This is a genomic window from Paenibacillus sp. FSL R10-2796, from assembly GCF_037965315.1.
Taxonomy (GTDB): Bacteria; Bacillota; Bacilli; order Paenibacillales; family Paenibacillaceae; genus Paenibacillus_AQ; species Paenibacillus_AQ odorifer.
Window position 1 is genome coordinate 2,882,748 of the sequence record NZ_CP150178.1, and the last position, 25,060, is coordinate 2,907,807.

General features: G+C 43.1%; 44 protein-coding genes. 42 read left to right on the forward strand and 2 right to left on the reverse strand.

Annotated elements, in window-relative coordinates:
- The first annotated feature begins 8 nt into the window (after nucleotides 1-8).
- The 20 genes from NST58_RS12885 to NST58_RS12980 all read left to right on the forward strand — a co-directional run bounded on the left by NST58_RS12885 (nucleotide 9) and on the right by NST58_RS12980 (nucleotide 8,170).
- Nucleotides 9-686, forward strand: coding sequence for an HNH endonuclease (locus NST58_RS12885; protein WP_339248132.1), 678 nt, complete (start codon nucleotides 9-11; stop codon nucleotides 684-686).
- Between the two features lie 11 nt (nucleotides 687-697).
- Entirely contained in the window at nucleotides 698-967 is a 270-nt protein-coding gene (locus NST58_RS12890; RefSeq protein ID WP_339248135.1) for a hypothetical protein, read from the forward strand.
- A 41-nt stretch (nucleotides 968-1,008) separates the two neighbouring features.
- A complete protein-coding gene (locus tag NST58_RS12895; protein ID WP_339248138.1) occupies nucleotides 1,009-1,275 on the forward strand; it encodes a hypothetical protein in 267 nt (88 codons plus the stop codon).
- 40 nt (nucleotides 1,276-1,315) lie between these two features.
- Complete coding sequence (locus NST58_RS12900) at nucleotides 1,316-2,155, forward strand: hypothetical protein (RefSeq protein WP_339248141.1); 840 nt, start codon at nucleotides 1,316-1,318, stop codon at nucleotides 2,153-2,155.
- A 206-nt stretch (nucleotides 2,156-2,361) separates the two neighbouring features.
- Nucleotides 2,362-2,709 (forward strand): hypothetical protein, encoded by a 348-nt coding sequence (locus tag NST58_RS12905; RefSeq protein ID WP_339248144.1) that lies wholly within the window; start codon nucleotides 2,362-2,364, stop codon nucleotides 2,707-2,709.
- Between the two features lie 5 nt (nucleotides 2,710-2,714).
- A complete protein-coding gene (locus tag NST58_RS12910; protein WP_339248147.1) occupies nucleotides 2,715-3,443 on the forward strand; it encodes a dUTP diphosphatase in 729 nt (242 codons plus the stop codon).
- Nucleotides 3,444-3,603: 160 nt separating this feature from the next.
- Complete coding sequence (locus tag NST58_RS12915) at nucleotides 3,604-3,960, forward strand: hypothetical protein (RefSeq protein WP_339248150.1); 357 nt, start codon at nucleotides 3,604-3,606, stop codon at nucleotides 3,958-3,960.
- On the forward strand, nucleotides 3,954-4,322 hold the full coding sequence (locus tag NST58_RS12920) for a hypothetical protein (protein ID WP_339248152.1): 369 nt from the start codon (nucleotides 3,954-3,956) through the stop codon (nucleotides 4,320-4,322). The genes NST58_RS12915 and NST58_RS12920 overlap by 7 nt, the downstream gene beginning before the upstream one ends.
- On the forward strand, nucleotides 4,319-4,735 hold the full coding sequence (locus NST58_RS12925) for a hypothetical protein (protein WP_339248155.1): 417 nt from the start codon (nucleotides 4,319-4,321) through the stop codon (nucleotides 4,733-4,735). The genes NST58_RS12920 and NST58_RS12925 overlap by 4 nt, the downstream gene beginning before the upstream one ends.
- A 197-nt stretch (nucleotides 4,736-4,932) precedes the next feature.
- Nucleotides 4,933-5,163, forward strand: coding sequence for a hypothetical protein (locus NST58_RS12930; protein ID WP_339248158.1), 231 nt, complete (start codon nucleotides 4,933-4,935; stop codon nucleotides 5,161-5,163).
- A complete protein-coding gene (locus NST58_RS12935; RefSeq protein WP_339248159.1) occupies nucleotides 5,156-5,473 on the forward strand; it encodes a hypothetical protein in 318 nt (105 codons plus the stop codon). Before NST58_RS12930 ends, NST58_RS12935 begins: the two co-directional genes overlap by 8 nt.
- Before the next feature lie 33 nt (nucleotides 5,474-5,506).
- Nucleotides 5,507-5,635: a hypothetical protein gene (locus NST58_RS12940; RefSeq protein WP_339248162.1), complete on the forward strand. Its 129-nt coding sequence runs from the start codon at nucleotides 5,507-5,509 to the stop codon at nucleotides 5,633-5,635.
- Between the two features lie 119 nt (nucleotides 5,636-5,754).
- Nucleotides 5,755-5,973 (forward strand): hypothetical protein, encoded by a 219-nt coding sequence (locus NST58_RS12945; protein ID WP_339248164.1) that lies wholly within the window; start codon nucleotides 5,755-5,757, stop codon nucleotides 5,971-5,973.
- A complete protein-coding gene (locus NST58_RS12950; protein WP_339248169.1) occupies nucleotides 5,970-6,365 on the forward strand; it encodes a hypothetical protein in 396 nt (131 codons plus the stop codon). The genes NST58_RS12945 and NST58_RS12950 overlap by 4 nt, the downstream gene beginning before the upstream one ends.
- Nucleotides 6,366-6,367: 2 nt before the next feature.
- Complete coding sequence (locus tag NST58_RS12955; protein WP_339248176.1) at nucleotides 6,368-6,532, forward strand: hypothetical protein; 165 nt, start codon at nucleotides 6,368-6,370, stop codon at nucleotides 6,530-6,532.
- The gene (locus NST58_RS12960) at nucleotides 6,529-6,729 is read left to right on the forward strand and encodes a hypothetical protein (protein ID WP_339248179.1); all 201 of its coding nucleotides are present in this window, start codon (nucleotides 6,529-6,531) and stop codon (nucleotides 6,727-6,729) included. The genes NST58_RS12955 and NST58_RS12960 overlap by 4 nt, the downstream gene beginning before the upstream one ends.
- Nucleotides 6,726-6,977, forward strand: a complete 252-nt coding sequence (locus NST58_RS12965) for a hypothetical protein (RefSeq protein ID WP_076304718.1) — start codon at nucleotides 6,726-6,728, stop codon at nucleotides 6,975-6,977. Before NST58_RS12960 ends, NST58_RS12965 begins: the two co-directional genes overlap by 4 nt.
- 88 nt (nucleotides 6,978-7,065) lie before the next feature.
- Entirely contained in the window at nucleotides 7,066-7,248 is a 183-nt protein-coding gene (locus tag NST58_RS12970; protein WP_339248182.1) for a hypothetical protein, read from the forward strand.
- Nucleotides 7,249-7,284: 36 nt separating this feature from the next.
- A complete protein-coding gene (locus NST58_RS12975; protein WP_339248184.1) occupies nucleotides 7,285-7,683 on the forward strand; it encodes a YopX family protein in 399 nt (132 codons plus the stop codon).
- A gap of 205 nt (nucleotides 7,684-7,888) precedes the next feature.
- Nucleotides 7,889-8,170 (forward strand): hypothetical protein, encoded by a 282-nt coding sequence (locus NST58_RS12980; protein ID WP_339248187.1) that lies wholly within the window; start codon nucleotides 7,889-7,891, stop codon nucleotides 8,168-8,170.
- A gap of 256 nt (nucleotides 8,171-8,426) precedes the next feature.
- On the opposite strand, the gene NST58_RS12985 is transcribed toward NST58_RS12980, so the two are convergent.
- Nucleotides 8,427-8,867 carry a hypothetical protein gene (locus NST58_RS12985; RefSeq protein ID WP_076208576.1) on the reverse strand — a complete coding sequence of 147 codons (441 nt, stop codon included), beginning with the start codon at nucleotides 8,865-8,867 and terminating at the stop codon, nucleotides 8,427-8,429.
- A gap of 87 nt (nucleotides 8,868-8,954) precedes the next feature.
- Here NST58_RS12985 and NST58_RS12990 point away from each other — a divergent pair, with 87 nt between their 5' ends.
- Together NST58_RS12990 and NST58_RS12995 are read left to right on the forward strand one after the other, a co-directional pair.
- Nucleotides 8,955-9,209: a hypothetical protein gene (locus NST58_RS12990; RefSeq protein WP_076208575.1), complete on the forward strand. Its 255-nt coding sequence runs from the start codon at nucleotides 8,955-8,957 to the stop codon at nucleotides 9,207-9,209.
- Between the two features lie 26 nt (nucleotides 9,210-9,235).
- Entirely contained in the window at nucleotides 9,236-9,886 is a 651-nt protein-coding gene (locus tag NST58_RS12995) for a hypothetical protein (RefSeq protein ID WP_339248191.1), read from the forward strand.
- Nucleotides 9,887-9,936: 50 nt separating this feature from the next.
- Here the strand turns inward: NST58_RS12995 and NST58_RS13000 are convergent, their stop codons facing one another.
- On the reverse strand, nucleotides 9,937-10,425 hold the full coding sequence (locus NST58_RS13000) for a hypothetical protein (RefSeq protein WP_339248194.1): 489 nt from the start codon (nucleotides 10,423-10,425) through the stop codon (nucleotides 9,937-9,939).
- A gap of 1,149 nt (nucleotides 10,426-11,574) precedes the next feature.
- On the opposite strand from NST58_RS13000, the gene NST58_RS13005 reads away from it, so the two are divergent.
- From NST58_RS13005 to NST58_RS13100, 20 genes are all read left to right on the forward strand, one after another.
- The gene (locus NST58_RS13005; RefSeq protein ID WP_339248197.1) at nucleotides 11,575-11,961 is read left to right on the forward strand and encodes a hypothetical protein; all 387 of its coding nucleotides are present in this window, start codon (nucleotides 11,575-11,577) and stop codon (nucleotides 11,959-11,961) included.
- A gap of 161 nt (nucleotides 11,962-12,122) precedes the next feature.
- Nucleotides 12,123-12,446 (forward strand): hypothetical protein, encoded by a 324-nt coding sequence (locus NST58_RS13010; RefSeq protein WP_339248200.1) that lies wholly within the window; start codon nucleotides 12,123-12,125, stop codon nucleotides 12,444-12,446.
- A 237-nt stretch (nucleotides 12,447-12,683) separates the two neighbouring features.
- On the forward strand, nucleotides 12,684-13,358 hold the full coding sequence (locus NST58_RS13015; RefSeq protein ID WP_339248203.1) for a hypothetical protein: 675 nt from the start codon (nucleotides 12,684-12,686) through the stop codon (nucleotides 13,356-13,358).
- 2 nt (nucleotides 13,359-13,360) lie between these two features.
- The gene (locus tag NST58_RS13020; protein ID WP_339248206.1) at nucleotides 13,361-15,172 is read left to right on the forward strand and encodes a DNA packaging protein; all 1,812 of its coding nucleotides are present in this window, start codon (nucleotides 13,361-13,363) and stop codon (nucleotides 15,170-15,172) included.
- 61 nt (nucleotides 15,173-15,233) lie between these two features.
- Nucleotides 15,234-15,665, forward strand: coding sequence for a hypothetical protein (locus tag NST58_RS13025; RefSeq protein ID WP_076275295.1), 432 nt, complete (start codon nucleotides 15,234-15,236; stop codon nucleotides 15,663-15,665).
- A 158-nt stretch (nucleotides 15,666-15,823) separates the two neighbouring features.
- Nucleotides 15,824-16,297, forward strand: a complete 474-nt coding sequence (locus NST58_RS13030; protein WP_339248210.1) for a hypothetical protein — start codon at nucleotides 15,824-15,826, stop codon at nucleotides 16,295-16,297.
- Between the two features lie 119 nt (nucleotides 16,298-16,416).
- Complete coding sequence (locus NST58_RS13035) at nucleotides 16,417-17,877, forward strand: hypothetical protein (RefSeq protein ID WP_339248212.1); 1,461 nt, start codon at nucleotides 16,417-16,419, stop codon at nucleotides 17,875-17,877.
- 5 nt (nucleotides 17,878-17,882) lie between these two features.
- The gene (locus tag NST58_RS13040) at nucleotides 17,883-18,095 is read left to right on the forward strand and encodes a hypothetical protein (RefSeq protein WP_339248215.1); all 213 of its coding nucleotides are present in this window, start codon (nucleotides 17,883-17,885) and stop codon (nucleotides 18,093-18,095) included.
- Nucleotides 18,096-18,170: 75 nt separating this feature from the next.
- Nucleotides 18,171-19,460, forward strand: coding sequence for a hypothetical protein (locus NST58_RS13045; RefSeq protein ID WP_339248218.1), 1,290 nt, complete (start codon nucleotides 18,171-18,173; stop codon nucleotides 19,458-19,460).
- Nucleotide 19,461: 1 nt separating this feature from the next.
- The gene (locus NST58_RS13050; protein ID WP_339248221.1) at nucleotides 19,462-19,830 is read left to right on the forward strand and encodes a head decoration protein; all 369 of its coding nucleotides are present in this window, start codon (nucleotides 19,462-19,464) and stop codon (nucleotides 19,828-19,830) included.
- A gap of 15 nt (nucleotides 19,831-19,845) precedes the next feature.
- Nucleotides 19,846-20,859, forward strand: coding sequence for a major capsid protein (locus NST58_RS13055; RefSeq protein ID WP_076208611.1), 1,014 nt, complete (start codon nucleotides 19,846-19,848; stop codon nucleotides 20,857-20,859).
- Nucleotides 20,860-20,873: 14 nt separating this feature from the next.
- Nucleotides 20,874-21,263 (forward strand): hypothetical protein, encoded by a 390-nt coding sequence (locus NST58_RS13060; protein WP_339248222.1) that lies wholly within the window; start codon nucleotides 20,874-20,876, stop codon nucleotides 21,261-21,263.
- A complete protein-coding gene (locus NST58_RS13065; protein ID WP_339248224.1) occupies nucleotides 21,253-21,687 on the forward strand; it encodes a hypothetical protein in 435 nt (144 codons plus the stop codon). The genes NST58_RS13060 and NST58_RS13065 overlap by 11 nt, the downstream gene beginning before the upstream one ends.
- Nucleotides 21,687-22,256: a hypothetical protein gene (locus NST58_RS13070; protein ID WP_339248227.1), complete on the forward strand. Its 570-nt coding sequence runs from the start codon at nucleotides 21,687-21,689 to the stop codon at nucleotides 22,254-22,256. The genes NST58_RS13065 and NST58_RS13070 overlap by 1 nt, the downstream gene beginning before the upstream one ends.
- A complete protein-coding gene (locus tag NST58_RS13075) occupies nucleotides 22,253-22,831 on the forward strand; it encodes a hypothetical protein (protein ID WP_076189998.1) in 579 nt (192 codons plus the stop codon). Before NST58_RS13070 ends, NST58_RS13075 begins: the two co-directional genes overlap by 4 nt.
- Complete coding sequence (locus NST58_RS13080; protein ID WP_339248232.1) at nucleotides 22,828-23,262, forward strand: hypothetical protein; 435 nt, start codon at nucleotides 22,828-22,830, stop codon at nucleotides 23,260-23,262. The genes NST58_RS13075 and NST58_RS13080 overlap by 4 nt, the downstream gene beginning before the upstream one ends.
- Nucleotides 23,263-23,335: 73 nt before the next feature.
- Nucleotides 23,336-23,524: a hypothetical protein gene (locus tag NST58_RS13085; RefSeq protein WP_339248235.1), complete on the forward strand. Its 189-nt coding sequence runs from the start codon at nucleotides 23,336-23,338 to the stop codon at nucleotides 23,522-23,524.
- Nucleotides 23,525-23,566: 42 nt separating this feature from the next.
- Nucleotides 23,567-24,349, forward strand: a complete 783-nt coding sequence (locus NST58_RS13090; RefSeq protein WP_339248238.1) for a hypothetical protein — start codon at nucleotides 23,567-23,569, stop codon at nucleotides 24,347-24,349.
- A gap of 69 nt (nucleotides 24,350-24,418) precedes the next feature.
- A complete protein-coding gene (locus NST58_RS13095; RefSeq protein ID WP_339248241.1) occupies nucleotides 24,419-24,751 on the forward strand; it encodes a hypothetical protein in 333 nt (110 codons plus the stop codon).
- Nucleotides 24,681-25,028 (forward strand): hypothetical protein, encoded by a 348-nt coding sequence (locus tag NST58_RS13100; protein ID WP_339248244.1) that lies wholly within the window; start codon nucleotides 24,681-24,683, stop codon nucleotides 25,026-25,028. The genes NST58_RS13095 and NST58_RS13100 overlap by 71 nt, the downstream gene beginning before the upstream one ends.
- Nucleotides 25,029-25,060 lie beyond the last annotated feature (32 nt).

A 25,060-nucleotide genomic window follows, 5' to 3' on the forward strand; every position in this document is an offset into this window, starting at 1 on the left:
AAAAGAGCATGGGTGAACACAAAACATTCTGGAAACCTAAAAAGAAAGTCAAGGAGAAACCCCCATACAGTAGCTTGCGTTCAAACAAAACAAAGACTAAAAAAGAAGTTCCAGAACATAAAAAGGCACTCCTTGCTCACCACAAACCAGGACAGAGTTCGAAGGATCGGTGTGACTTTACTAAGGAAGTGATTGATGAGCTTATTGCAGAACAAGGCGAAGTATGCCCGTGCTGCAAAACTGCTTCGTCAAATACTACTCACCACGTTTGGCCTAGAGGCCGGAAGGGGCGGGGTGTAAAAACGAATGGGCTTAGAGTCTGTTGGCCTTGTCACGACAAAATTCAAACGACCGATGAATTACTCCAATATTGGATTTCAGTATACCGAGAGAAATATGGAGATTACTTTTGGTTCGATGAAAAGGACTGGGAGGAATTTCATCATAAACAAAATATTCAACAACAGAAAGAAAGTGAGAAGCAAGAACGGGAGAATCAGATTAAACCGGTTGTAGATCTTCTTAGTTCGGCTGCTGGACGCAGTCTCAAGGCTAAAGAATTGCGGTTGCTTCAGTCCTTTGAAGATAAGGATATGGCGGTATTCGCGACCCTTATGGCTGACGTATTCGGTAGACCATTGGAAGAGCCAAAGGTTTACAACTATGGTGAACGTTTTGAAGATTAGGAGTTGTTAAAATGGCTAAGGTCAGAGATGCAACGTATATGCAGCGCCTTGTAAACAAACGTGAATTAATACCTATTTTTGAATCTTATGAATTGCAAATATATCGGAAATTAGAGGAAGTTGATCACTTACTTGCTCTCGTTTCTAGCGAAGCAGTTACATGTGGTGTAAAAGCGGATCATTGTAGGGAGTATATCCGCACAAACGTAACCGACATGATTGATCAGATAGCTGAGAAACGGGAGAAAGAATGGAGGAGCAGGTCTCGAAAGGTCAAATGAAATCTTGTTAATTCATATAACAACGTGAGGTGATTATTTAAATGACCGAAACAGAACAGCGCAGACGCTTCCAGCGAATCAAATCTTTGAGTACTAATAAGTTTTGGAAGTACATGAATGTACTTCATACGAGGGCGTACACCAAAGCCGAAAACCATTATCAAGAGGCTATGGATATCGTATTAACACCAAAGCAGAAAGCAGCAGTAATTGCTAAGGCTAATGAGATTCGAGAGTTATGGGATGGCATGCCATCAATCACGTTGGATGCTACAGAGGATGCAGAAATGCGGGAGCTGGGAGTTTAAAACAAATTCGGGCATAGCCCATAAGGAGAGATAAACAAGCATGACTCAAAAACCTAATGTAACTTTTAACCCAGATGAAAAAGCGGTTGTTCTGAAATCAACGAAGGATTTGTTCTTTGCTGCCAAGCAACTGCATGAATGGATCACCGCTGACGACCTGTCTGAAGAAATGGCCGGAATTCTCCCGAGTTTAATTGAAAGTCACTTCGGAGATATTGCCAAGCAACTCGGTTATGAGAGTGTCCTAACTAAGGAGAAGGAAGAGCGGTATTGTGAGATTCGTCAAGCTAACGAACGGATTCATGAATTGGAGAAGCAGATGGGAGCGTCCCGTCCTGTGGATGGATTGCAGCAGCAACTCACTCATCTTACAAGCACTGTATCGAAATGGTGGAAAGTACATGGATTTAGACATGTATCTGATGCCGGATTCACGGAATACGGATTCTACAAGGCAAACTTCTGTTTCATGCTCGGGTATATGGGATCTACGTTTAGCGATACACCGGAAACAGACAAGGTTCAGCATAAAAGTCGGCTTGAGCAAATGCAGGAGGAAGGATGGGAGATTGAATTTGATAAGCGTGGAAATGATCCTCATTTGATTGATAACGATAGTAACCGCGCCAAGCTCATTGAACTGATCGAATCTCGATTCCCTTCAGCGAAGATTGTCCGGACGCGTAACCATTATTCCGATCGGCGCGGCCGCTATGAATTCCGGGATATTGAGGTTTATATCTACGATATTCACGACATTACGGAGAAGGCAGTCGAGAATGATCCTCCTCAAAATTCTGACACAGAGTGGATCAATAAAGACAAGACTTGGGAAGAGTGCAACGAGACTTGGACCGGCGAAAACACGGAGGAGGGTTAACCACCCTCTCCCCTACCAGGCCGAATCTATTTTTTCTTGCGCAGCTTAATCAGACTCACTGGTGCGGCAACTATGATGATTATAAAAATCGCTATCCAAGTAGTATAAGTCAATTTAACACCTCCAATATCCAAATTATAACATCAGTGAGGACTGGGGCATGTGCCATAGTTCACGGATTGAAACCTATAAAGGAGCTGATAAGCATGATAAAACTCACGGAAGTACTTCTAAATGGGCGCGGAGATATTGCAAGTGAAACGTCTGTATTCATTCCGGTAGATGTAGTGTTTAGAACTTACAAAGTCTATACCGATGTCACAATTCCCGGTGCGGGACATGCGCTGGTTAAGGAGAGCCCAGAAGAGATTGCCAACATGATTCTTGACTATAAGCTGGCTATGGAAAGATATAAGGCATCCAGCATAGCAGCCTACCTCTATCGTACACAAGAAGACGAAAATCCATATACGCCGCCACTTGATCAAGAGTTTATTTTTGGAAGACTAGCCGGAGTCGAGCGCTTTAAAAAATCCATTTCAGGGGAGGCATAACCAGTATGAGCACATTAACTCTAGAGCAAATGTATGAAATGCAGAAAGTATTGGATGCACGGATCATCAAAGAAAAGGGGCTTGAAGGCGTTGACCTGCTACCGAACACAGTCTTAGCTCTTCAGGTAGAAATCGGAGAATTGGCAAATGAATGGCGCGGATTCAAGCATTGGAGCAACCGACAGGAACCGAAGATGTTCCCACTTGAAAGATGCAGTTACTGCGGAGAAGAAGTTAGCTATACGCGCCCAACTCCGTTTATGGCTGATGCTGGCGCCGACATGTGTGAACATTGCTGGGAATCAACACGAGTGGAGTATGCTGCAGCTCATGATGAACATATTGGAGCGTTTAAGGATTATCCGCACTTCCCGGAAAAACAACCACAAAAACTACTTGAAGAATACGTAGATTGCCTACACTTCTTCCTGAGCATCGCGCGACAGCTCAACCTTACGGCAGATGACCTTTACTGCTGCGACGAATACGTGGATGGAGAAACTTCCGTACTATTCACAGAGATTCTCCATCAGGTTGGAGCGATTATCGGTGACAAGTTTTTAGCAAATCCAATGGAGAATTTCGATATGCATCGAAAACATTTTTTCAAAGGGGCACTATATGCTTTCTACGCTTTGGGGGAGCAACGATTAGGATTTACCTTCGAGCAGATTACAGAAGCCTATACAGCCAAGAACAAAGTAAACCATGATCGGCAATCCAATGGATATTAAGAGAGGGTGACATTATGACTGAACTTAAGAAATGCCCCGAATGTGGTCGGACACTTTGCCAACTCTGTGAGGAAAAACATTCAGAACTGGTCATGAAAAATAAGTTCAACGGTAATGAACTGGAAGTTTGCAAGGCATGCCATAAGGAGGTATGGGGCAAATGAGTGAATCAGGAAAAGTTTCCTTACCCAGCATGACACCAGAACAGCTTGCATTGCTCAAAGCAGATATAAAAGCTGAAATCCTAAGAGACCTAACCAAGCAAGATTTAAGAGTGAGCCACTCTGCGGCAAAGAGTCCTTTAGCTGATCTATACGCTAAGTATAAAGGCCCATTATATGAAAAATTCGGCGTTGGTGTATGGGCGCAAGTATGGGAGGCGATACGCAAACTGGCAACATTCCGGGCTGGGCATAGATATATCCGAGAACTACTTCCAAGCGAAGAAGTGGAAGCAGCAGAATTTGCAGAAGGGCTATTAATTCAATTACTTGGTGAAGGGGAATCTCAATGCTGACACCAGAACGGATAGAAGAGATCAAACAAACTGCTGATGATAGTTGGTTTGCTGCTGACAATTCAAGAGGAGCAGAAGCGCACTTGAGAGGTGAAGTGTTTGCCTTATGTGAAGGCACGAACGAGTTGCTGGCTGCTCTAGAAGAGTCACAACAAGAGGGGGAACGATTAAACGAAATTTGCAAACAATTAGCCGGAGAAGAAATGTTGTTCCAAGACGGGAAGTACGAAACTGAAATGCAGAGGGTGCAAGGCAAGTTAGCAGAGGCACAGCAGACCATAGCCCGACAACAAAAGGTGATTGATTGGTATGAGAGTGGTGGAAGCATGGGTGAATTGGTTGAGGAAGGGGTGCAGTCATGACACAGGTAAAGGATAAGACAGACCAGCAGCTTAACCGGGCGCTGGCGGAGTTGATGGGATACACGGTGGAATGGTCCAAAACTCAGGAACGATGGAGTTTAATGATTGGCAGAAAAATACGCGCTACCTCCAGTGGTACAGAGGATCTGATATGGACCTACGCACCTGATTACTGCACCGACCCAGCTGCCAGCCTAGAGGTACAGGCAAAGGCTATAGAGGTAGACGCAAAAATGTATGTTTGGAATCTATCTATTGTCAAATGGAAGGACGCTGTAGAACCTGAAGAAATTGACGGATGGGAATCAATAAATCTTGAAGATATTGGTGACTTACTCACCGCCAGCCCCCGAGAGAGGGCAGAGGCGGCATATATCACGCTATCCCAGGTCGAGGAAGGATCCAGAAAATGAAAACCTTCACTACTACGCAAGGACTTCGTGTGATTCCGATTTCAGAGAATGAGTCTCTGTTTGAGGCAAAGTGTTTAGATGCTGAATGTGAAGAAGTGTTCTTCACTTCCGGGAGTTATTCCTATCCTCCATTTTGCCCATCCTGCGGCAAAGAGAATACTTCCTATTCTAGTCGCCACGACCTAGAGGAGTGATTAATGGTGCGCTATAGAAGGACGTTTTTAGAGAAATATGAAGCACTAGCAGGTGATGACCCTAACGGCCCATTCGCGGGTGACTTTAGGGAAGAGGTCGGAGAATTTGTAATTGAGTATATTGCTGAACATGGCAAGTCTCCATCAAATAAAGAGATTATTGAAAATTGCATATCCTGTGAAGAACGTATCAGGCTTGAGAGTTCGCTAATAAAGGGTGGTTCCAGTGAATAAAACAGAACGGAAAATTGTATGGGAGATTCAGCAGCACTCAAATATTGTCCCCGGAATTAAGAATCAGATGGATACGGGAGCTGCTACCAGTCAGAGATATGATCTGATGGAGCAGGCACATCTTGTAAATGGTGCCCTGTGGAACCTCTTCCAACTTTCCATTGCTCAGGATGATGGGGAAAAAGAAGATTTTAAGGAAGACCTAAATAATTCGTTAGAATCTCTTCGTGAATTTAAGCGAATACGTGACAGCGAGGAATGGGAGAGAAATTCAGAATATCCCTATTCGGTACGACTCGGTAGCTGGTGATTGCGGACAGTCAGGAGAAAAGGAGGGATTGAAATGCTAAAGGAAATGAATGAAGGGTGGTACGAGCAATTGGATAAATGGGTGACATTGCTGCAAGAGGGAAAAAGCGAGGAAGTCATTGCGGAAATGCACGACCTTGTATGTGGATACGAGCAATCCTGAACAGTACGAAGAAACGGCCGACAGGCCATCGTAACGACCGAATAGGCACGAGCCGTAAGAGATCATTCAGATCATTAAGGGAGTAGGAGTATCCCTCCTCTCCCAAAGGAGGATATAACATGAAACTGAAATATACATGTCCACACTGCAGGATTAAATCTTACTCGAAACTTTGGAATGCCGAGACAATGAAAAAGTACGGAACATACTCAGATGAAATTTGCGAGATTCAACAAAGGGAAAACAATTCATTTCACATTTGCCCTAATCCAGAATGCAGAAAAGAGTCAGAAATGTTTAAAGGTGATTTGATCAAGATCGGGGAGGAAGCCCAATGACACAAAGGGACTGGCAAAAGGATTTTGATTTTTGCAGACACGCAGACAAAATACCACTCACGCCGGGAAACGTACGCGAGTCTATGTTTGCATTAACATACTGGCTCCAAGAAGCCAAAGAACTCCAAGAGATCATGTCGGGACGTGGTAGAGAAATACTAAGACTTCGCAGCTTATTGGGAGGTCTCAATGATGAACTGACAGCAACAGAAGACCGAGCAGACGCAGCAGAGGCACGGGAACAACAACTAAAAGATGCGGTACAGCTTGCGGTTAACGATCTCGAACTATGGAGTGACAAAACACTGGCAGCAAAAGTTGTGTTAGGACAATTACAACGCACATTATCCACCCTTTACCCAGATACCCCAGCACCCAAGGAGGGCGAATAGAAATGAACAGGACGGAAGTCGAAGCTAAAGAAACCGAGTGGAAGAAAACGCTGCGGGACATGAAAGAAAACGGAGTCATAACTAGCGCTATGAAAAAGAATTTGAATGGAAAAATCAGCGTGTGGTGCTACGATCAAACGCATGTTGAGGAAGGAGATAACCAATGACATCAGACATGCAAAAACTTCAAAAAGAAACGATCGACAAATGTCAGGAATACTATGAGGCTGTTGCTGAATGGCTACCCATGAAAGGATTCATATGGTTACGGAACGAGGAAACTGGTCAACTGATGGTGTACACAAGGGGAGAATATACGACACAGATCATGGAATTCCTAAAGGGACTGGAGGAAACGATATGACACTCACAAGGGAAGATAACGATATACCGAAAATAATACGCCGAAACTTATTTCAACAAAAACATGGTATGCATTTCGACTTAGAGGATGTCCTTAATGATTCTGATTTGATGGAGAAAATCATCTATCTTTATGACATCGGTATAACAGTGAAGATGATAAAGGGCGCTTACTCTGACATTGAGAATGAGAGAGGCGAAGATAACCGAACAGTTACAGAGTCTATCGAAGGCAGAGAGTATTACTGATTGGCCGTCAGGCCTCCGATTCGACCGCATTACATAGCGACAGCGGAGGCCGCAGGGCTGTACTGAACTTATAAGGGGGCTGAGACACATGTTACCAATCAAATGGACAGATCGCTTTGGAGAGGATCATGTATTTATGGTGGGTCAGGGTGACGATGTCTTTCATGTGATCCCGAATAAACGCGATGAAGAAGACAATTCACATGTAGAGATATTGTCAAAACAAGCACTTATCGAAATATCAAAAGTGCTGACAGCAGAATCAATTTAGGGGGCTGAGACCCCCAATCAAAGGAGACGATACACGATGGGCAGAGAGATTAAATACAAGGCATGGTTGCCGACAATCAAAAAGATGACTTATGGTCATACGCTGGAACAATGGTTGCTGGACTTCCCGCACTTGGAAGATTTTTCGGAGGACACAGTTTGGCTGCAATACACCGGATTAAAGGACAAGAACGGCCGGGAGATCTACGAAGGGGATATAGAGGACTACAACACCCATGTATATTGTGACGAACGCCGCAAAGGAATTGTATGCTTCGATACTCATAAATGCACTTACAAATTGGTTCCTGTAGACCTTTATAAAATTAATGCTGGTAACGGTGGTTGGTCAGGACACTTCTTCGACTCTCATATTGCTGCTACATCCGAAGTCATCGGCAACATCTACGAGAATCCAAAACTACTAGAGGTATAAGGGGGAGAAGAGGAATGGATAAGTATCCGCTAAAACTGTCCGTTCGATTAAAGCAATTCTTATGCGCTCATGAGACGGTATCCATAACCAAAGAGTTTGAAGGGATAAACAGCAGGAGAGGTCAACTTTTAGTTTTGTACGAATGCGGCAAGTGTAGACACTGTACTATTACGTGGGAAAAGAGAATTGAGGGGGAGAAGAGGATATGAAGAAGAGTATCAACTTTTGGGAAACGAGCAATATGGCAATAGCAGTCAGAAGATTGTGCTGTCCTGAGTGTGAAGGTGAGTTTTATGAAATTGATGATCATGAGTTAGACGAATGCCCATTTTGCCATGTAGCGATATTTGATGAACCGGAGACTCTGGGATGGGACTCTTCGACTTATACACTCATTGTAGATCACAAGACAGGCGTTCCGAGCGTGATCAAAATGGACGAGTACGAACCAGTTGTGCGCGAAGCGCCATCGAGTCAGACCGAATAATCCCAGTGAAACGGGGGCCGGATAAGGTTTACATAATCTGCTCCCCATAAAGATAGGAACAAGACACTTTGATAAACTGAAAGCGAGGTAAACATAAATGAGCAACAAACTTAAACGTAAAAGAGCAGTAATTCAGATCATGGAAGAAAAAGAAGGCATCGTAACAAAACTAATTATTGGTGGAAAAACATACGTACTGCAAGAATAACAACCCTCCCCAATTGATTGTAGTAAGAAGAGGGCTGAAGCGCAAAAATTAGGATGTGGTATAAAGGTCCTTATTTATTAACCTAGCCATTTCTTTATCCTGCTCAATAATTCTTGGATCATCGTCATCAAGAACATTTGAAAAATTATCTTCACCGATTTCGATGAATTTCAAAAGGTTTTTAAAATCAGCCTTCTTACCAAAACGAATGAATCTTTCATATTCAAGAGTGAACTGAACATAAACTGCGTCATCAAATCTCCCTTGAGATTTAAACATCAATTCTTCTAGTCGTCTTTGTAAATCATTACTGGCTGATACGTAGATGATATTGCGATCCTTATTTTTTAGAATTAATACTCCAGAATCGGCTGGGATTTTCGTTCCGCGTTCACTTAGTGAAATAAGTTCAGTCCACTTAAAATCTTCAATTTTTTCATATAGCTGTTCAAGTATCAGTCGGAACTCGCTTTTAGATATGAAATTCATTAAAAAACTCCTCCTTGAAATTATTAGTATCTAACTTGATTATTCCATACAAATATTCACAAATCCTCTTATAAAGGAGAAAACTTTATGTTAATAAATAAACAGATTGAACAGAATGACGCTTTCATATTGCAACAACATATAGAAACCCTCGTGGATCTGAACACATATATTATTGATTCACAAAAGCCAGCCCAATATCTAATAGATGATTATGACCTAATCGACAAAGATCCTGAAGAATTCCGACGCCGTGGTATGGTGGCTTACGGCATAACAGAAGACCAATTATCCGTAGTAAAGACGTATGAAATCCACTCTATACTGACAGTAAATATATAAGACAGCCGTAGAGAGGAGAATTTTCCATGATTGAACTATTACCAACAATAGAGAGTGACTTTAATCCTAAAAATGACGTTGAATTGATTTCTCAAGTTTATCAGGTGCAGTTTTTCGTAAATGCAGATCAGGAAGATATTCGAAAAACCATTTGGTTGCTCAACAGTTACCGGACCATAAAAGGATTAGTGGATAGTTATGAATTTGTACTTAAGCAGCCACAGGAGAATGGACTAAACGATTTTGATATGGCTGGAGTAGAAGGAGCAGTAAAGCGACTAGGTTCAAGTGATTCGATATCCAATCTGCCAGCTAATGTGCTCATAGCTAAAGAAACACGTCATAATAACTATCTTCTTTATAAACGAGTTACAGAAGCTGTAGCGCACGCAGCTAATAACATTATCGATCCACATGAACATAAGATTGTACAACTACTCTTTGTAGGAGAAAGAAAATATCGATACAAGGATGCTGTAGAGTACATGCGAAAGGGATACAAAACAGTTGCTTATGGCATCGAAGCTACTACATTTGCAGAAAAGCGCCGTAAGGTTATCGCATCTCTTGCGAACACGCTGTTATTCAATGGAACACTGGATTACGTTACCATCGATTATGGAAGAGGACGAAATAAAGTGGGAGAAATTGGTTTGAGAAAGATAGAAAACACTTAGACCGTAGTAACTAAATGTGATTACGCGGTCTAAGTTGTTTTTCTTACAGTTTAAGCATGTTCCAATGCACCTGTGATAATTTTGATAAATATCGCAGCCGCTAATCTAACCGACCATACTTGAAGATTGTATTCCCCATTGATTTTTACAACTGTAAATTCAATATGATCTCTGTTACCAGCTAAATTAAACCTTACTTTATGATCAAATTCACCAATTTTTTCACCTGGTTGACCAGCATTGTTCTTCCAAACTGTAAAGCAGTATTTAGCGTTATTGCCAAAATTGACTTTCCTTGATTTCAACTCAAGACCGTTAGTGTTATTGTTGACTTGATTTGGTCCCCAGTTATCAGTATGAACATCACATTGGACTTGAATGTGAAGATCCCTACCAGTGTGATTACCAATTGTCAGGTATGTCCTCTCTGACTTAAGATTAAGCTCATTTATTTGATCTTCAGTTAAGATGTCTTTTACTAGCATTGAAACTGAGTCTACTCCGCTGTCAACGATGCTGATGTCACTAATACTATCCATTGGAAGGCCTCCTTTTTTATGTTGCATTAGGTATTGTGATTTAAATTAAGAATAGATATTCAGGAAAAAAATGAAACTAAACGGAACGCTGATATCCGTAGTGTACCAGCAGTAAGCCTCAAATATAATAAAGATAACGAGGCGAGAGCTTCCGTACTACTCCATATCTGGTTGCGGCAATCTGTGACGGGACATCACACCGCAACTCATACCCGAACACCTCCTGGGCAACCGTGATCTCAGCGGCTAAAGATATGGATCGAGAACGTGAACCGGATACGTCAATAAATACCGGACAAACCTATGAGAACAGTGCACAGAGGGGGATACCCCGAAGCCTTAAAGGTGCACATTGTAGCCCAATCCGGGGCATGGCGGATTAGCGGTAGCCGCATGTTACAAATTACCGCCTAACAATAATCCGTTAGTGCTCACGGATAAATGAGTACAACATAAGATGTGGTGGCGGAAGAGAGACGCAGACGTTAGAGCGAGTCGGGATGCGTTGTAGAGATCCTGCTTTAAGAGGCGGACGATGCAGACAGTAGCTGGCCCCGTGTAAGGGAGAGAGGCCCTTACCCACATCAAATCATTAAAGGGTATGCACACAATGTCCTACGGGCGTTAGAGCGGCATACCGTTTTCTTTTTCTATTCGCAATGGTATATTAAGTAAGAGGACAGCCGTTAGCGGTTATTCCTTTCGGCTTCTGTGCCGGCTCAGTAAAGAGCGTAAATCACCGTATGCGTCTCACGGTTTGTATGAGTGCTATATAGTGGCAGCTGATGGCCTTCATGAAGGCATGCGCAAAGGGAAGCTCCGGTAACGGGCTTGTAGATACGCGCCATCAGTTGCTTTTTTTATTGATATAGTGGCGGAAAAGGTAGACGCAACGTAGCGGTGTAGCTAATAGCTCTCGGTAAAAGAGCGCTGAAGCTCCAGCAATATCGGGCATAAACGAGATACCGCGAAATTTACCATGCAAGGTGCGAATCCTTGCCTACATCAAAACAAACGAGCGGTATACTGACAATGTCCTGGAGGCATTAGATGGGATACCTCTTTTTAATGTACCTAGGAATAAATTACCAAGAGGATAACTCCCGCTTTGCATAGAAGACTCTCTGAAACATCAGCGGAGGAATAACTATGAAATCTGATCCATTACTGAAGGTAATGAAAGGATGGCTTAAGAAGCAAGAACAGATATTTGCCATTCCCACTGGAGGTGATCAAATCATAATCATCAACGGAAAAGATATTAATAAGGTGATGCGAGGAGCAAGTGACACGATTTTAGCTGTAACAGCTAATGGAAATTACCGCATACTAAACGAAGATTGTGTAGCTGCAATGCTAATGCCTAAAGAATTGGAGAAGGCAGATATGCAACGCATATCCAATAAACTACATATCAATCTACGACGAGTGCAAAAAGTTGATCGTAAGAAACGAAATATTATGGTTGAGGGCCGAATACACAGGGTTGAACGGGAATATTGGAAAAGATTCATTCAGGCTTACGATAATCAATAGGACAAGGGCTAAGTTATCTTTTCATAGACTTTTGACGTAGTAAATTCGAATTAAATTCATGTTACATTGTACATACAACCAGTATATCTTCATCAAGTAGCGCCTCATTGGGCGCTTTTTCTATTTCTATGAAACAAAATTATACTTAAGGAGAGATAACAATGATACTAAATGGATTGCGATTAGAGCTAACTATTCATGCACATGAGCAATTCACTGAAAGGGTAGGGCCGGCGACGTTTGAAGAGATTCGGGATGCCGGACGTGAACAATTGGCAGCAGGGGACTACAGACGAGATGGAGATTTCATCAAGATCTATGATGCCTGGTGGATATTCACTATTCGCGAAGGAAAGGTTGTGCTGATCACATGCTATGGTAACAGTCACTTTGATGTACCGAGGGCATTAGCTTGGGCAAGGAAACATGATGATCGGATTACACTGGATAACTTCCAGATTAACGAAGGTCAGCAAATCATATAGGCAACAACCGACAGCGCCGATGAAGGGCGTTTTTTATTTGTTAAGGAAAATTTTCCTTAACCGATTGTTTGCTTGTAAGCCTTCTGTAACGTTACAAGAATTACAAGTTAAACCCTTATAGAATAAGGCTCTTCATTATATGCATTCTAACTTGTAACGCTTCAAACGTTACAAAATGCCATTACAAGCGTTACAAGACGTTACAAACGTTACAAGAATAGAAAAGGGGTATGCTCAGTGGCAAAGCCATCGAAGATAGAAACATTAGGGTGTCAGGAAATTGTGTGGGCTGGTGTGAGGAACGGAAAGACTGTACGAGCAATCGCTGAAGAATGTTCTGAATGGGCAAATGAGCAAGTCTCACATACAGCTGTAGCGAAGTATGTCAAAGAGAAGGGGACGGCAGAACAAGCCAAGAAGAAAGATGCAATTGTGGCTGACCGCAGGCGTGTGATTAAGACAGTTCATCAGGAGATAGATATTATTCAAACCAACCTTGATGCAACCAAACGCCTCATTGATCGATTTGAACTGGTGGACGATCTACCGAAGTTGTTCAGAGAAGAGATGGATGAACTGATTGATAAACTCATGAATGACGGTGAAGAGTTTAACTATGTGAGCTTCATCGAGAGTTGGCAGAATTCATTCGAAGTGGAATTACGCCGGAAGGTTGTTGAAATAGTATCGCTTAACCGTGAGGTACGCGAGAACATGAAGTTCCTTGTTGCATTAAGGGAGAAGGCGTTCCAATTCGAGCTGGTACAAGAGTACATTAACATCTTCATGGAGATATTCCAGGAAGAGTCTAGTGATGGAGCTTATGACCGTTCGATCATCCGTATATCCGCCAACCCACGAATGAAGCAACTGATTGATCAGCAGAAGCTATATACAGGCGGCGGTGAATAAATGTGCTGGCTAAACTGCATGAACAGATCCGTAAAGCGGCTGAATCAATTGGAGGGGCAAAAGGTCCGAAGCTAAAGTTCGTTGATCTGGCTGGAGAAATTAACAGAAAGATCGAAAGTGAATATAGAGATAATCCAGCAGGCCTTAAGGAACTCAAGGGAAACCTTGATGACTTTGAGGCCTTTTGTTTTGAATTCCTGCGGATTAAGACTAAGACGGGGGATATCGTACCACTCACCCTGAACAAGGCGCAGAAGAAGCTTGCCAAAACAGTATTCGACCAAATTAAATCAGGCAAACCGGTGCGTATCATCATCTTAAAGGCGCGACAGATGGGATTCTCCACTACAACAGAAGCTATCATTTACTATCTGTCCTCGTTACAGGAAGCAAAGAATGCGTTTATCGTAGCTCAGGACTCCAGCGCATCCGAAAACCTTTATGATATGTTCCGGCTTTACTATGATTATATCCCCGAGCACATTAAACCAATGCGCAAACGGAACAACAGCCGTCGCCTTACGTTCGAAAGCCCAGCAATGAAGGACGTTGATCGTAAGAAAGAACCGGGACTGAAATCAAAGATTACAGTACAATCAGCGGAGAATCGGGTCTTAGCTCGTTCAGAGACTATTCATTACCTCCACATCTCAGAGTTGGCGTTCTGGCCTGAGAATCGCAAGAAAAAACATCTGGCTTCCCTATTCGCTGCCCTTTCCAAGGAACCACGTACAGTCGGCATTATCGAATCCACAGCTAACGGTATTGAGATATACAAAGAAATGTGGGATAACGCTGTAGCCGGTAATAACGACTACATTCCATTGTTCTTCCCGTGGTTCGATATGCCGGATTATCGAATGAAGATTCCAGATGATTTTGAACTAACCAAGGAAGAAATCGAGTTAAAACAAAAGTTCAATTTAGCTGATGAACAATTAGAATGGCGACGCTATACAATCAGGAATGACTTTGAAGGTGATGAAAAGCTATTCCGGCAGGAGTATCCTTCCACACCAGAAGAGGCATTCTTGGTCACAGGCCGGACGGTATTCAATCAAGACAAGCTTGACGCCATGACCAAGCATACACAAAAAGGAATCAAATACTCAGTAGTCATTCCTCCGGCAATTGAAGGTGCGGGTTATGACTGGACATCGGTCAAATTTATCGAGGATGAACGCGGAGAGTTTGAAGTCTTCAGCGAATTCGATCCTGAAAGAGAATATTGCATCGGAGCTGACGTAGCTGAAGGGTTGGAAGGCGGGGATGCTTCAGCAGCTTATATCATTGATGCCGAGACCGGTGAAGACGTTGCCGCAGTTTACGGGCAAATGGATCTGGATATCTACGCCAAGCAACTGGACTATGTAGGGCGTTTGTATGGCGATGCGCTGTTAGGCGTAGAAACGAACAATGTGGGGCACAGTGTCATTAACACGCTGTTGAACGTGACATTCTATCCGAACCTTTATCATCATGATTCCTATAACGCTGAAGCTGGAACGAATGAGAATAGACCCGGATGGCCTACAACAACTGTCACGCGTCCGATACTCGTAGACGCGCTTATAGAAGGCATTCGAGAGGGAGTATGGCGTATCAATGATGCTAACCTGATTAGCGAGATGAAGACCTTTGTCCGCAATAGAGCCGGCAAGCCGCAGGCTATGGGCAAGGGAACATTAGGTGGCTGCAAAGATGATAGAGTTTTAGGGTACGGCATTGCCCATCAGATGAGATTACGGCGTCCACCAAGTAATAAACATGTTATGATCCCGAGCATAGGAGCCATAACTTTAAAAAGGACATAACACATAGTGGGAAAACTTACTATTTGGTATAATCCTAAAATCACTAATAAAGGAGAATTATATGCAAACTTACGAGGACTTCTTTAAAGAACAAGCAGTTGACATTGAAACAGGCAACAGCAAGGTATTATATGATGCTGACGCAGAACAATTAATGGTTGTTGTAAAACAAAAACGTACTTTTTTCGAGGAATTTAGAAGTAGCATACGAGAAAGTGATTCTTTAGGTTCAATGGCGTTTCATGTCGAAGGGAAACATAATATTATTGGTGTCGAATTGCGAGGTTTAACTCAAGACAAGATACTTAATATACTAATTCCTTTAGGGGAAGTCACTATTCCAGCATTTAAAGCCATAGCCAGTACTTCTAAGTTCTTGCATGTAGCTATTGTTACTGATGATTTACAGGAAGTCTATGGACTTGGAGTTTTTAAAGATCAAATGGCAAAAATGGCTCTTAGTAAAAAGTTAGATGATATCCTCAGCATATAGGGCTCGTGAGGAGACACGAAGAAGACTAAAAAAACAAAAAGGACAGAAGGTGATTTTTATATTCACTTTCTGTTTTTGTATCCAAAAACTAAATCCGGAATCTGATGCTTCCTAGTATTGGAGGTGTTACAATAAAAAGAAACTAAGGGGGCTAAGTTATGAAAGATGAGACTTTAAGAAGTCTAGAGGGTTATATCGGAAATCTTGTTGGAAGAACGTTCATCAAGAGTGTGGCAATTGAAAATGGAGTAGTTAATATATTTTATTTTTCCGATTATGAAGACTATAAATCAAATAATGAAAATCCATTAATCACTGAGATCGATTATGATGATTACTTCACTCAAAATAAAATAGACAAAATTTTAGTGGGGGAACCGGCAAGGATATTACGTCAATTTCCTTATCTGAATAACGTGTACATCATGGTACCCCACAAAACATACACATTTGACGTGAGTGTTTCGCGAGAACGTTTAAACTCATTCTTGGGATACAAAATAGAAAGCCTAAGCGTATACGATGAATCTTGGAGAGAGAAGTTCGCCGATATGTTTATTTACAACAAAGGCAACCGAAATAGATTTCTGTTAGAATTCTCAAGAAAATACTCCACTGAAAATAACTCATGAAACCCGTAGTAACACCGAATAAAACCAATGATATTATTAATCCATAGAAGTATGAACGAATACAGAAGGTCAGGAAACTTTTCCTGCCTTCTATTTTTATGTCTGGAGGAGGTGAAAACTTGAAATGGTATCATAAACTTATTTATTCAGCTGCTAATGCAATCCTACCGGCATCAGTAAAGCGTCAGATGATGGGTGTAGGCAGATCAACAGTAACCAGTAACTCAAATAATTGGGGCATATTTAACTGGTTACCGAAGAAATATCAGAGCGCTCACAATATTGATTTGACTAAGCTCCAAAGTTACACAGCAGAAGAATTACTTGAGCTTCTTATATCAGTTCACCCGGACATTTCTCATGCGTTATACACATACCTCAGAATGGGAGATACCGAGTTAACCTTCACAGCTAAGAAAAAATCAGGTAGTGATGACAAATCCGGGCAACGAGAATTGGACGCAATTAAGGAAATGCTTGAAACGCCATTGTCGTCACCCGGCTACCAACACGGGCGGTCACTCGGTAAGCTGGATACGATTCAGCGCATGATGATCATGGTTCGCGGGGCGTGTGCCGGTGAAGTCGTCCTTAATGAGCGATGTAATGATGTAATCGATATTGTGCCAGTAGATCCGGCGTTAATATGGTTCCGCAGGGAGCCAGTCACGAACAGGCTTGTGCCGTGGCAATATGTAAAGAACCCGGGCAGCAGGAATTCAGGCGAGGAATGGTTCGGGCAGTATAAGAAGATCGACACACCGACATTCATCTATGAAGAATTCGACCCTATGGTTGATGATCCTTACGGACGCACGCCGTTCCTGCCGGTGCTACAAGTTGTGTTCTTTCACCTTCAGGTGCTTCAGGATCTCAAGGCAGTCGTTCATAATCAGGGCTATCCACGGTTGGACATTTCCATGCTTGAAGAAATCATGCTGAAGAACATGCCGCCAAGTATCAAAAATGATCCTAAAGCGCAGCAGACATGGCTCAAGGAACGAATGGATGAGATGCTAAACCATTTCAATTCACTCAATCCAGATGATGCCCTAGTTCACTGGGATAGTGTAAAGGTTGAATACCTCAAGGGCGGTAACACAGGACCGATGATCGACATTAAAAAGTTGATCGATATCATTGATACCCAAATGGCAACTGGTCTAAAGACACTTCTCACCTTGTTATCACGGCATCAAGGTTCCACAGAGACATACAGCTCAGTGGATACCCAAATATATATCAAGTCCGTCGAGTCCGCCCGGAGCGTAACCAAACGTTTCTGGAAGCGGGCTTTTTCTATGGCTGTAAGAGTGCGTGGTGTGCAAACGCAGGTTGAAGCTGATTATGCACCGATTGATTTGCGTTCTGATATGGAGCGTGAGCGTGATTTGAGAGCGAAGCTTAATAACTACGTACTGGCTGAAAAAGAGCGTTACATTACCTCCATAGAGGCTGCAACAGAAGCGCGTTGGATAATGGGTCTTAATCCTAAAATTCCATCCGAACTACTGGCAGACCTTGAGGGAAAATATAAAACCGATCCAAACGAGCAAATTCCACCGAATGGAGGTGAATAGCCAATATGCAACCAACAGTAGGTCGTATGGTTCACTATTTCAGTTATGGCACGCCGGGCGGCGAATATCAAAGCGAACCGAGAGCAGCAATCATTACTAAAGTTCATAATGCTACTTGTGTGGACTTATGTGTTCTCAATCCAGAAGGAATGTTATTCAATCGAAGTGTTGTTCAGGGCCAAGGCGGCGGTAAATGGGATTGGCCTCCAAGAGTTTAATTCTGATGCGCCAATGAGCGCGGAGGTGATCAAACATCTAATTGTTAATTACGAAAGGGAGGTGAGAATTAGTAAATGGCTAAACCAACAACTGAGCAATTAGCATTAATCAATCAACTTGCCCGTGTTCCACTCACGGAAGATGAAACTTATGTCTTTCCCGCAAAACTTGTAGGTGATCAAATGATCCCTAATCGTTTTTATCGCCTTACTCCTAACTTTTTGCGGAAAATGGCAGTCCAAGCTAAAGCAGGCGTATCACTATTGTTGGATCACTCATGGGCTAACCTTGGTATTCTAACAGTTCCAATAGGAAGAACCTTTGAAAGTCGATTGCAGATGGATGGGGATGAACTGGCGCTGTACGCAGATCATTACATGAAACTCGGCCAAGAAGTCGGAGATATCAAGATTGACCAAATAGCCGATGGTATTGATGCCGGAACTATCTTTGATACTTCAATTGGCTTCACGGTAAGCAGCCAGACGTGTTCGATCTGTGGTCAGGAGTATTTCGGTGGGAATTGTCCTCACATTCGTGGTAGAGAGTATGATACTAAACTTTGTACCGTTGATATCAATGACGGAGATCTCATGGAGAATTCACTCGTCTTTGACGGAGCTTATCCTGGTGCTGGGGTAGTAGGGATGAGTAATACCTCAGAAACTCAATCAAGTGTCAAATGGGAATCTTTATCTGAAGATGCGAAGTCACTACCAAGTGGCGGACGCGTCTTTTATTCTTTTAGCGGAAAATCTGGGCTTGATGGATTTGTAATCAAGCAAGAAAAAAACAATGAGCCTGAAACACAGGCCAAAGGAGATGACACTGTGACAGAGGAACAAAAAGCTGCTTTAGCAGCATCACAAACACAAGCAACTGCACTAGCGGCTGCAAATGGTGTACTCGGACAAGTCCGAGCAGCATTGGGTGTAGAAAATGACACTGATATCCCGGCGAAACTGACGGCTTTGAGTGCTCAAGCTGCTGATGGCGCGGCGTACAAAGTTAAAGTAACAGAACAAGCCTGTGGAGCTGGTGTCCGGGCGCTGGGTGAAGCATTTAACGTTGAAGCGATGAAGACGGTGCTTTCTAACCTACCGGTAACAGAAATTGAAAAGATTGGTGCTAGCTATGAAGCGCAAGCTCAAGCGGCTCTTGGCGGCGGTGGTCGCCACACAGAAGGTGATAACCCTGATCTTCCTGCCGGTGCAGCCAATGGAACACCACCTGCCAATGCGCAAGCAGCGGCTCAAAAGACACCAGAGCAACTTCAGGCAGCTGAGAAAGAAGCAGCTAAAACAGCTGCAATTGCAGCCCTCAAAAACACTGGCAGAGGCAATCTGCTGAAGGAGGACGAGTAATATGAATCCAGCACAATATAATGGTGCTCCGGGTCCAGGCACGATTTATACTCAGGAATTCACTGAGGTACTTGCTTCCACGGATCTCCAAGCAAAACTTCCGGGTGGTGTACTGCTGGCTCAAGGCAACGGAGTGATTAAAAAGGGAACTGTGCTTGGCAAGGTAACGGCAACGGGGAAGTATATTCCCTATGTTTCTTCTGCAACAGACGGATCTCAAGCGGCCGTGTGCATCTTGGATAATGATCAAGACACAACGATAACCGATATCGGCGCTTCTGCTTGGATTGCAGGGATTTTCGTATCATCCAAATTGACCGGCATTGATACAGCGGCTAAAACAGCGCTGAAACTTTGCTACTTTGTATAAGGGGGAACAACATAAATGGCAAACGTACTTGATCCATACTTCCTAACCGAAGTCGTTCAAAACATCCGTACTGATATCAATAGTTTCCGGGGAGCTCAGATCCTGACCAATGGCGTTGATTTCAAGCCGGAACTTGGTTTAACAATCGAATATGATATCACGTATGACGACACTGGCATGACACCACCAACCGGGCTCAACGATCCATCACCTATTCACGCGGCACCTGTTGTGAAACATATGAGCTTTACTAACCAGGAATGGCGCGAAAAAGCTATAATCGATCGTGAAAAAATTGCGATTCTCCGTAAGCCAGGGACAAGCTTGGAACAAACATGGGGCGAAGATTATATGGTTGAACGAATGGTCAATCTTAATCAACGTCTTGAAACACGTTTCGAATGGATGCGGTGGCAGTCGCTCACTGGGAGCCTTGTAGTGCCAGCGACGGCAACAATGCCAGCACGAACTATTAATTATGGAGTACCGTCCAATAACAAGCCGACTGCAGCTGTGCTCTGGAGCAATGTGGCCACAGCTGATCCACTTGCTGACATTGATCTTTGGGTTCTCAAGTTCCGTGGCAGTGGGGCGCGGCCAGTAAAGATCGTAGTCAACAAACAAATCGATATTTATCTGAAGGCAAATGCTAAAATTCGTGAGTTGATCAAGTTCACTTATGGTAAAGAAGTAGTGACAGCAGGATTGCTGTCAGATATTATCGGCCAACAATTGAACGGCCTTCAATACGAAGTCTACGATGGCGGTTATATTGACGAATCAGGTAATTTTTATCCATTCATCCCGGACAATGCTTGCATTATCATCGGACAAGGCATGACGGGTTCCATGATGGATCTTGTAACCAGCCCTAATAACTATGAAGACATCTTCACTGGACATCCCGGTAAGTTTGCACTGGCAAAACTGATTAAGGGTGACCCTGACCAGTGGCAAGTGATCAACGGCGCAACGGTTCTACCGCGTCTGAAATACGTCAACTGGCATATCTTTGCTACAGTGGCGTAAGAGAGGGGCATACTATGACAATCGTAAAAGTGTTGGTTGATGCTGTAGGGGAATATAATGCTGGGGACATCGTAACAGATGCCCCCGAAGGTCTTGTTGATATTGCAAAGAGACAAGTTCGGAATGCGGCAACGGGTGAATTACTTGTTATGTTCGTGAATAGCAATGACATTGTCAGTGATAATCCTTCCGAACGCGAACTAGAACTCCAAGTTCAACTTGAAGAATCTAAAGCACGAGAGGCGGAGCTGCAGGAGCAAATTGCAATGATCCAAGCAGATGGAGAATTCAAGGAACTGAAAGCTGCTGCCAAGGAATTGAAGATTCCTGGTTACACCAAAATGGATGCTGATGAGCTGAAAGAGGCTATCAGCGCTGCTGGTGGTGACGGTGATGGCAAATAAGATCCTCACCACGGAAACGTATCATGAGGAAATAAGAGGGCGTCTAGGAGTCGGTGAGGATGTATTATCCGATGCTGACATAGACGCTCTTTCTGTTTTACCCATAGCTGAAGCGAAGGTTATTACAGCAGTTCCGGATTATGCTGAACTGATTGATGATGATAGGAACTATGTATATGCAGCGGCTGTAAGCATGGTCGCTGCTATGCTAGCTCCATCCATGACGGCCAGAATTGCCAAGTCCAAGAAAGACTTCGATTTCTCTATTGAGAATCAAGTTGTGGACTGGCGTGCATTCGGTATCCAATTGATTGACGATGCTTATGCATTAATTGATCTGATATCCACGGCAATACATGGAGCAGATGCACCAATATTCGGTGTTGCTGGTCCAACACGATACAAGGAAAGGTGGCGTTGTTAATGTTCAAACAATTTGCACACCGCCATTCGCCTTGTACAGTGAATGGAGAACCGGATGTGGTTATACTTTCCAGGGATACCCGAGCAACAACGATTGTCGGTAAGGAATACATGTACAACGGAGTGTTTGCTCCAACCTCGTCGATTAAGCCGGGAGACCTAATTGAAAACGGCGATACCTTCTTAGTTCAAACCTTACGTTTGACCACGGAGAAAGATCGATATTGCTCATTGATCAAGACTAATGCAGCGATAACAGTCAATCGTTACTCCGGAGAATATGACGAGAATGACAATCAAATCGGTGATGAAGAGTACAGACCTATTGCAGAAAATGTGATTGCGTTTGCTCAATACGTCACGGCGCTGCTACGTCAGGACGATCCAGGCTTACTGCCCTCCACAACATACACGTTGCAATTACAAACAACGGTTGATATAAAAGACCCTCAAGACGCCATCCATCCAGATCAGGTTATTCTCCACGGCAAGGCTTATCAGGTGGATGCCGTTGATGTAGTTAAATACCCCAATCTACTGCATGTGCAGTTATCGGACAGTGTGCGATGATCACCGGATATGATGCTACAAGGGCGTCTAAGGATTTAGAACACAAGCTGTCTCTCCAAATTACCGGGTTAACAAAGATTGTCCTACTGACTGCCAAAGGTGGTATACGATACTATCCAGCAGTGCGAGATAAACTTAAAATGGAAATGTTCGTACTCGCTAATCAAATGATCTCAGGAGATATTACAGCAGATTACTGGCAGGCATGGCTTGAACAGTTTGGTAAGGGATCTTTAATGGCGGACGCCTCACAAAACCCCGGTTTAGTTACTTACATGAATTCTGATGCGTGGAATCGACTAAGATCACGCAGCAGTAAGGTGGTTGTAGGGCGTGGACAAGGGAATTACAAAAGCATAGATGGTACGATGCGTTTCTCAGGCGGTGGCTATGCTGGAGTGGACCTGGAGGAGCTAGCAGAACGTGGAGATATTGACCCGAAGTTCAAGCCAACACCACCGACCTATTTTCTACGTATCGCAATCCAGTCCAATCGTAATCGAATCCTACAAGGGATTGCGGAGGTAATTGAAAACTTTCCATACCACAAGTACTTTTTGGAGGATAAGACATGAGCCTTCATCTGATTGATGCTATACAGAACACACTTAAGGATGACACGGCGTTTATGGCTATGCTGAAGCTTACGCCAACTGCAAATAGCGAACAGATGGCAACTCGCTTCACAAAAGGTGTAGAGCCTGAAATAGTAGTGACAAAGGAAACCTTACCACATATTTGCCAGTACATTATGCCAGGGCAATACGGACGAAACCCGTTGGTCTTCCAAGGCAAGTTCTGCCTCGATTTTTATGGCAAGACTGGTTATGAAGCAAAACTACTATTCGAACGGTCATTCGAACTTTTGCATGATAGGCGGATTGTTCAACCTAAATTCCATTCATTTTTGTGCGTGTTGGCCTACGATGGTGACTTTGCAACCGGAATCAGCGGTGTAAAGGGTTATAAAGGTATCTATGATATCGACTATATCCGCATTAATTAAGCATGGTTAAAGCATGAACGTGATTGTAAAGTGTAATTGAAGTAATATGGAAATAAGGAAAAGGGGTGATACGGTGACAGAGAAACCCGAACTTAGGAAAGAGCCGACAGAGCTTGAGGAACTTGTGAAAGAAAAAGTTAAGCTGGCTAAAAAGCTCGGACTAATGGAGCAAGGTACGCAACCGATTGAAGGATATAAAGAAACGAACGATTACAAACGGATTAAAGAAATTGATTTAAAACTATGGGAACTGATCAAATAAACTGATCAGTTTCTTTTTTATTACCCAAGGAGGGATACACGAATGCAGGAACCATTAGTATTTGATGGAGTCGGTAAGATATGGATGAGAGATTACGATGGGACTCTAAGATACATTGATGAAAAAATTAACAGTGTGATGTTCGCACCGCAGTTCTCTTGGACGAAAGTATTTGGTGGACAGTCCGGCTATGCATTTCACTTGACCGCACAAGATTTGCAAGATGTGCTTACGATTGAGCTGCCGCGTTATTCTGCTGTAATTGCTGAGATTTCTCAAGGGGCAGAGACAAAAACAGGTCCTGTTGAAATCGATGAGAACGAAGAAGGCATTCTCGGTGCTACTGGATATGCCATCGAAGGAATTGAAGCATTTGGTGGTACGTTTGTTAAGGATAGCGACGAAGTCTATCTTAAAGCGGCAGATGGAACGCTAAGCAAGCTTGAAAGAGTTGCTTCAACACCAACCATTGAGCAATATGCAATTTCGGCCGACGGTGTTATTACATCTGCAACAGGGAATTTGAACAAAAATGTGATTGTGACCTATAAATGGTCCAAACAAGGAACATCCAGCAACTTCAAAGGAACACGGCGTCCTAAACCATTTAAGTTTGTTCACCGTTTTGAATTGATAAATGACCGAACAGGTCAACCGGTGCAGGTGCAGTTGACGGTATACAAAGCTGTAGGCGGCGGTACGCTGAATGTTGGAGCTGCACGTAAGACTCCTAGCACAAGCACTCTTAATCTGGAGGTTTTGGAACCAGATGTCACTCCAGATAATCCAGAAGGTATTGCAGCAACTATTATCTTCGTAGACTAGAAGCAACAATTAACAATGACGTCCCTCGCTGTTATAGCGGGGGATTATCTATTTTGAGGAGGAATAACAGTGCAAAAGCAAATCGATGAAACATTAAATATAGGTTCAGAAGTCAGACTGGCTGAAGGACTTGTTAAGAATGTGAAAATCGGAACTATTGGAACTATACGACAGGTTCGAAAAATCATGAAGGAGATACCTTATCAATTCTCTGTATCTATCGGCCGGGAACCATGGGTCGAAAACGATCTAGGAAAAGCTGTGGACTGGCCTAAGATAGAAGCTGCCTATCGCGAATCTTTCAATCTTATTCTTGAAGGCGGTCTGCCAGATGAAGAATATGATCAGGTCGATTTCGAAGGTATCGAGGAGTTGGAAAAACTCATTACCCGATTTCTATGAGGAATCGTTCCCTGCTGATCCGGACGCTGAGGAAGAAAGCGAGAGCGAAGGGACGGAAGAGGGAAGAGAACAAACACTACTTGATGCATGGGCCTTATGTGTAACTCTAGGCATTCCAGATAGCGAATGGGAAAACATGACTTTCCCAAAGATATACGCTCTCAAAAGAATTAGAAAGAGGAATCAAGAGTTTCAAATTGCTCTTCACGGTGGAGAAATCACCAAAAAGCCGAAGAAAGCAAAGTATCTATCTGATTTAGGTATCTTTCCAAAATAAAAAGAGGTCTCCGCATGATGCCGGGGACCTCT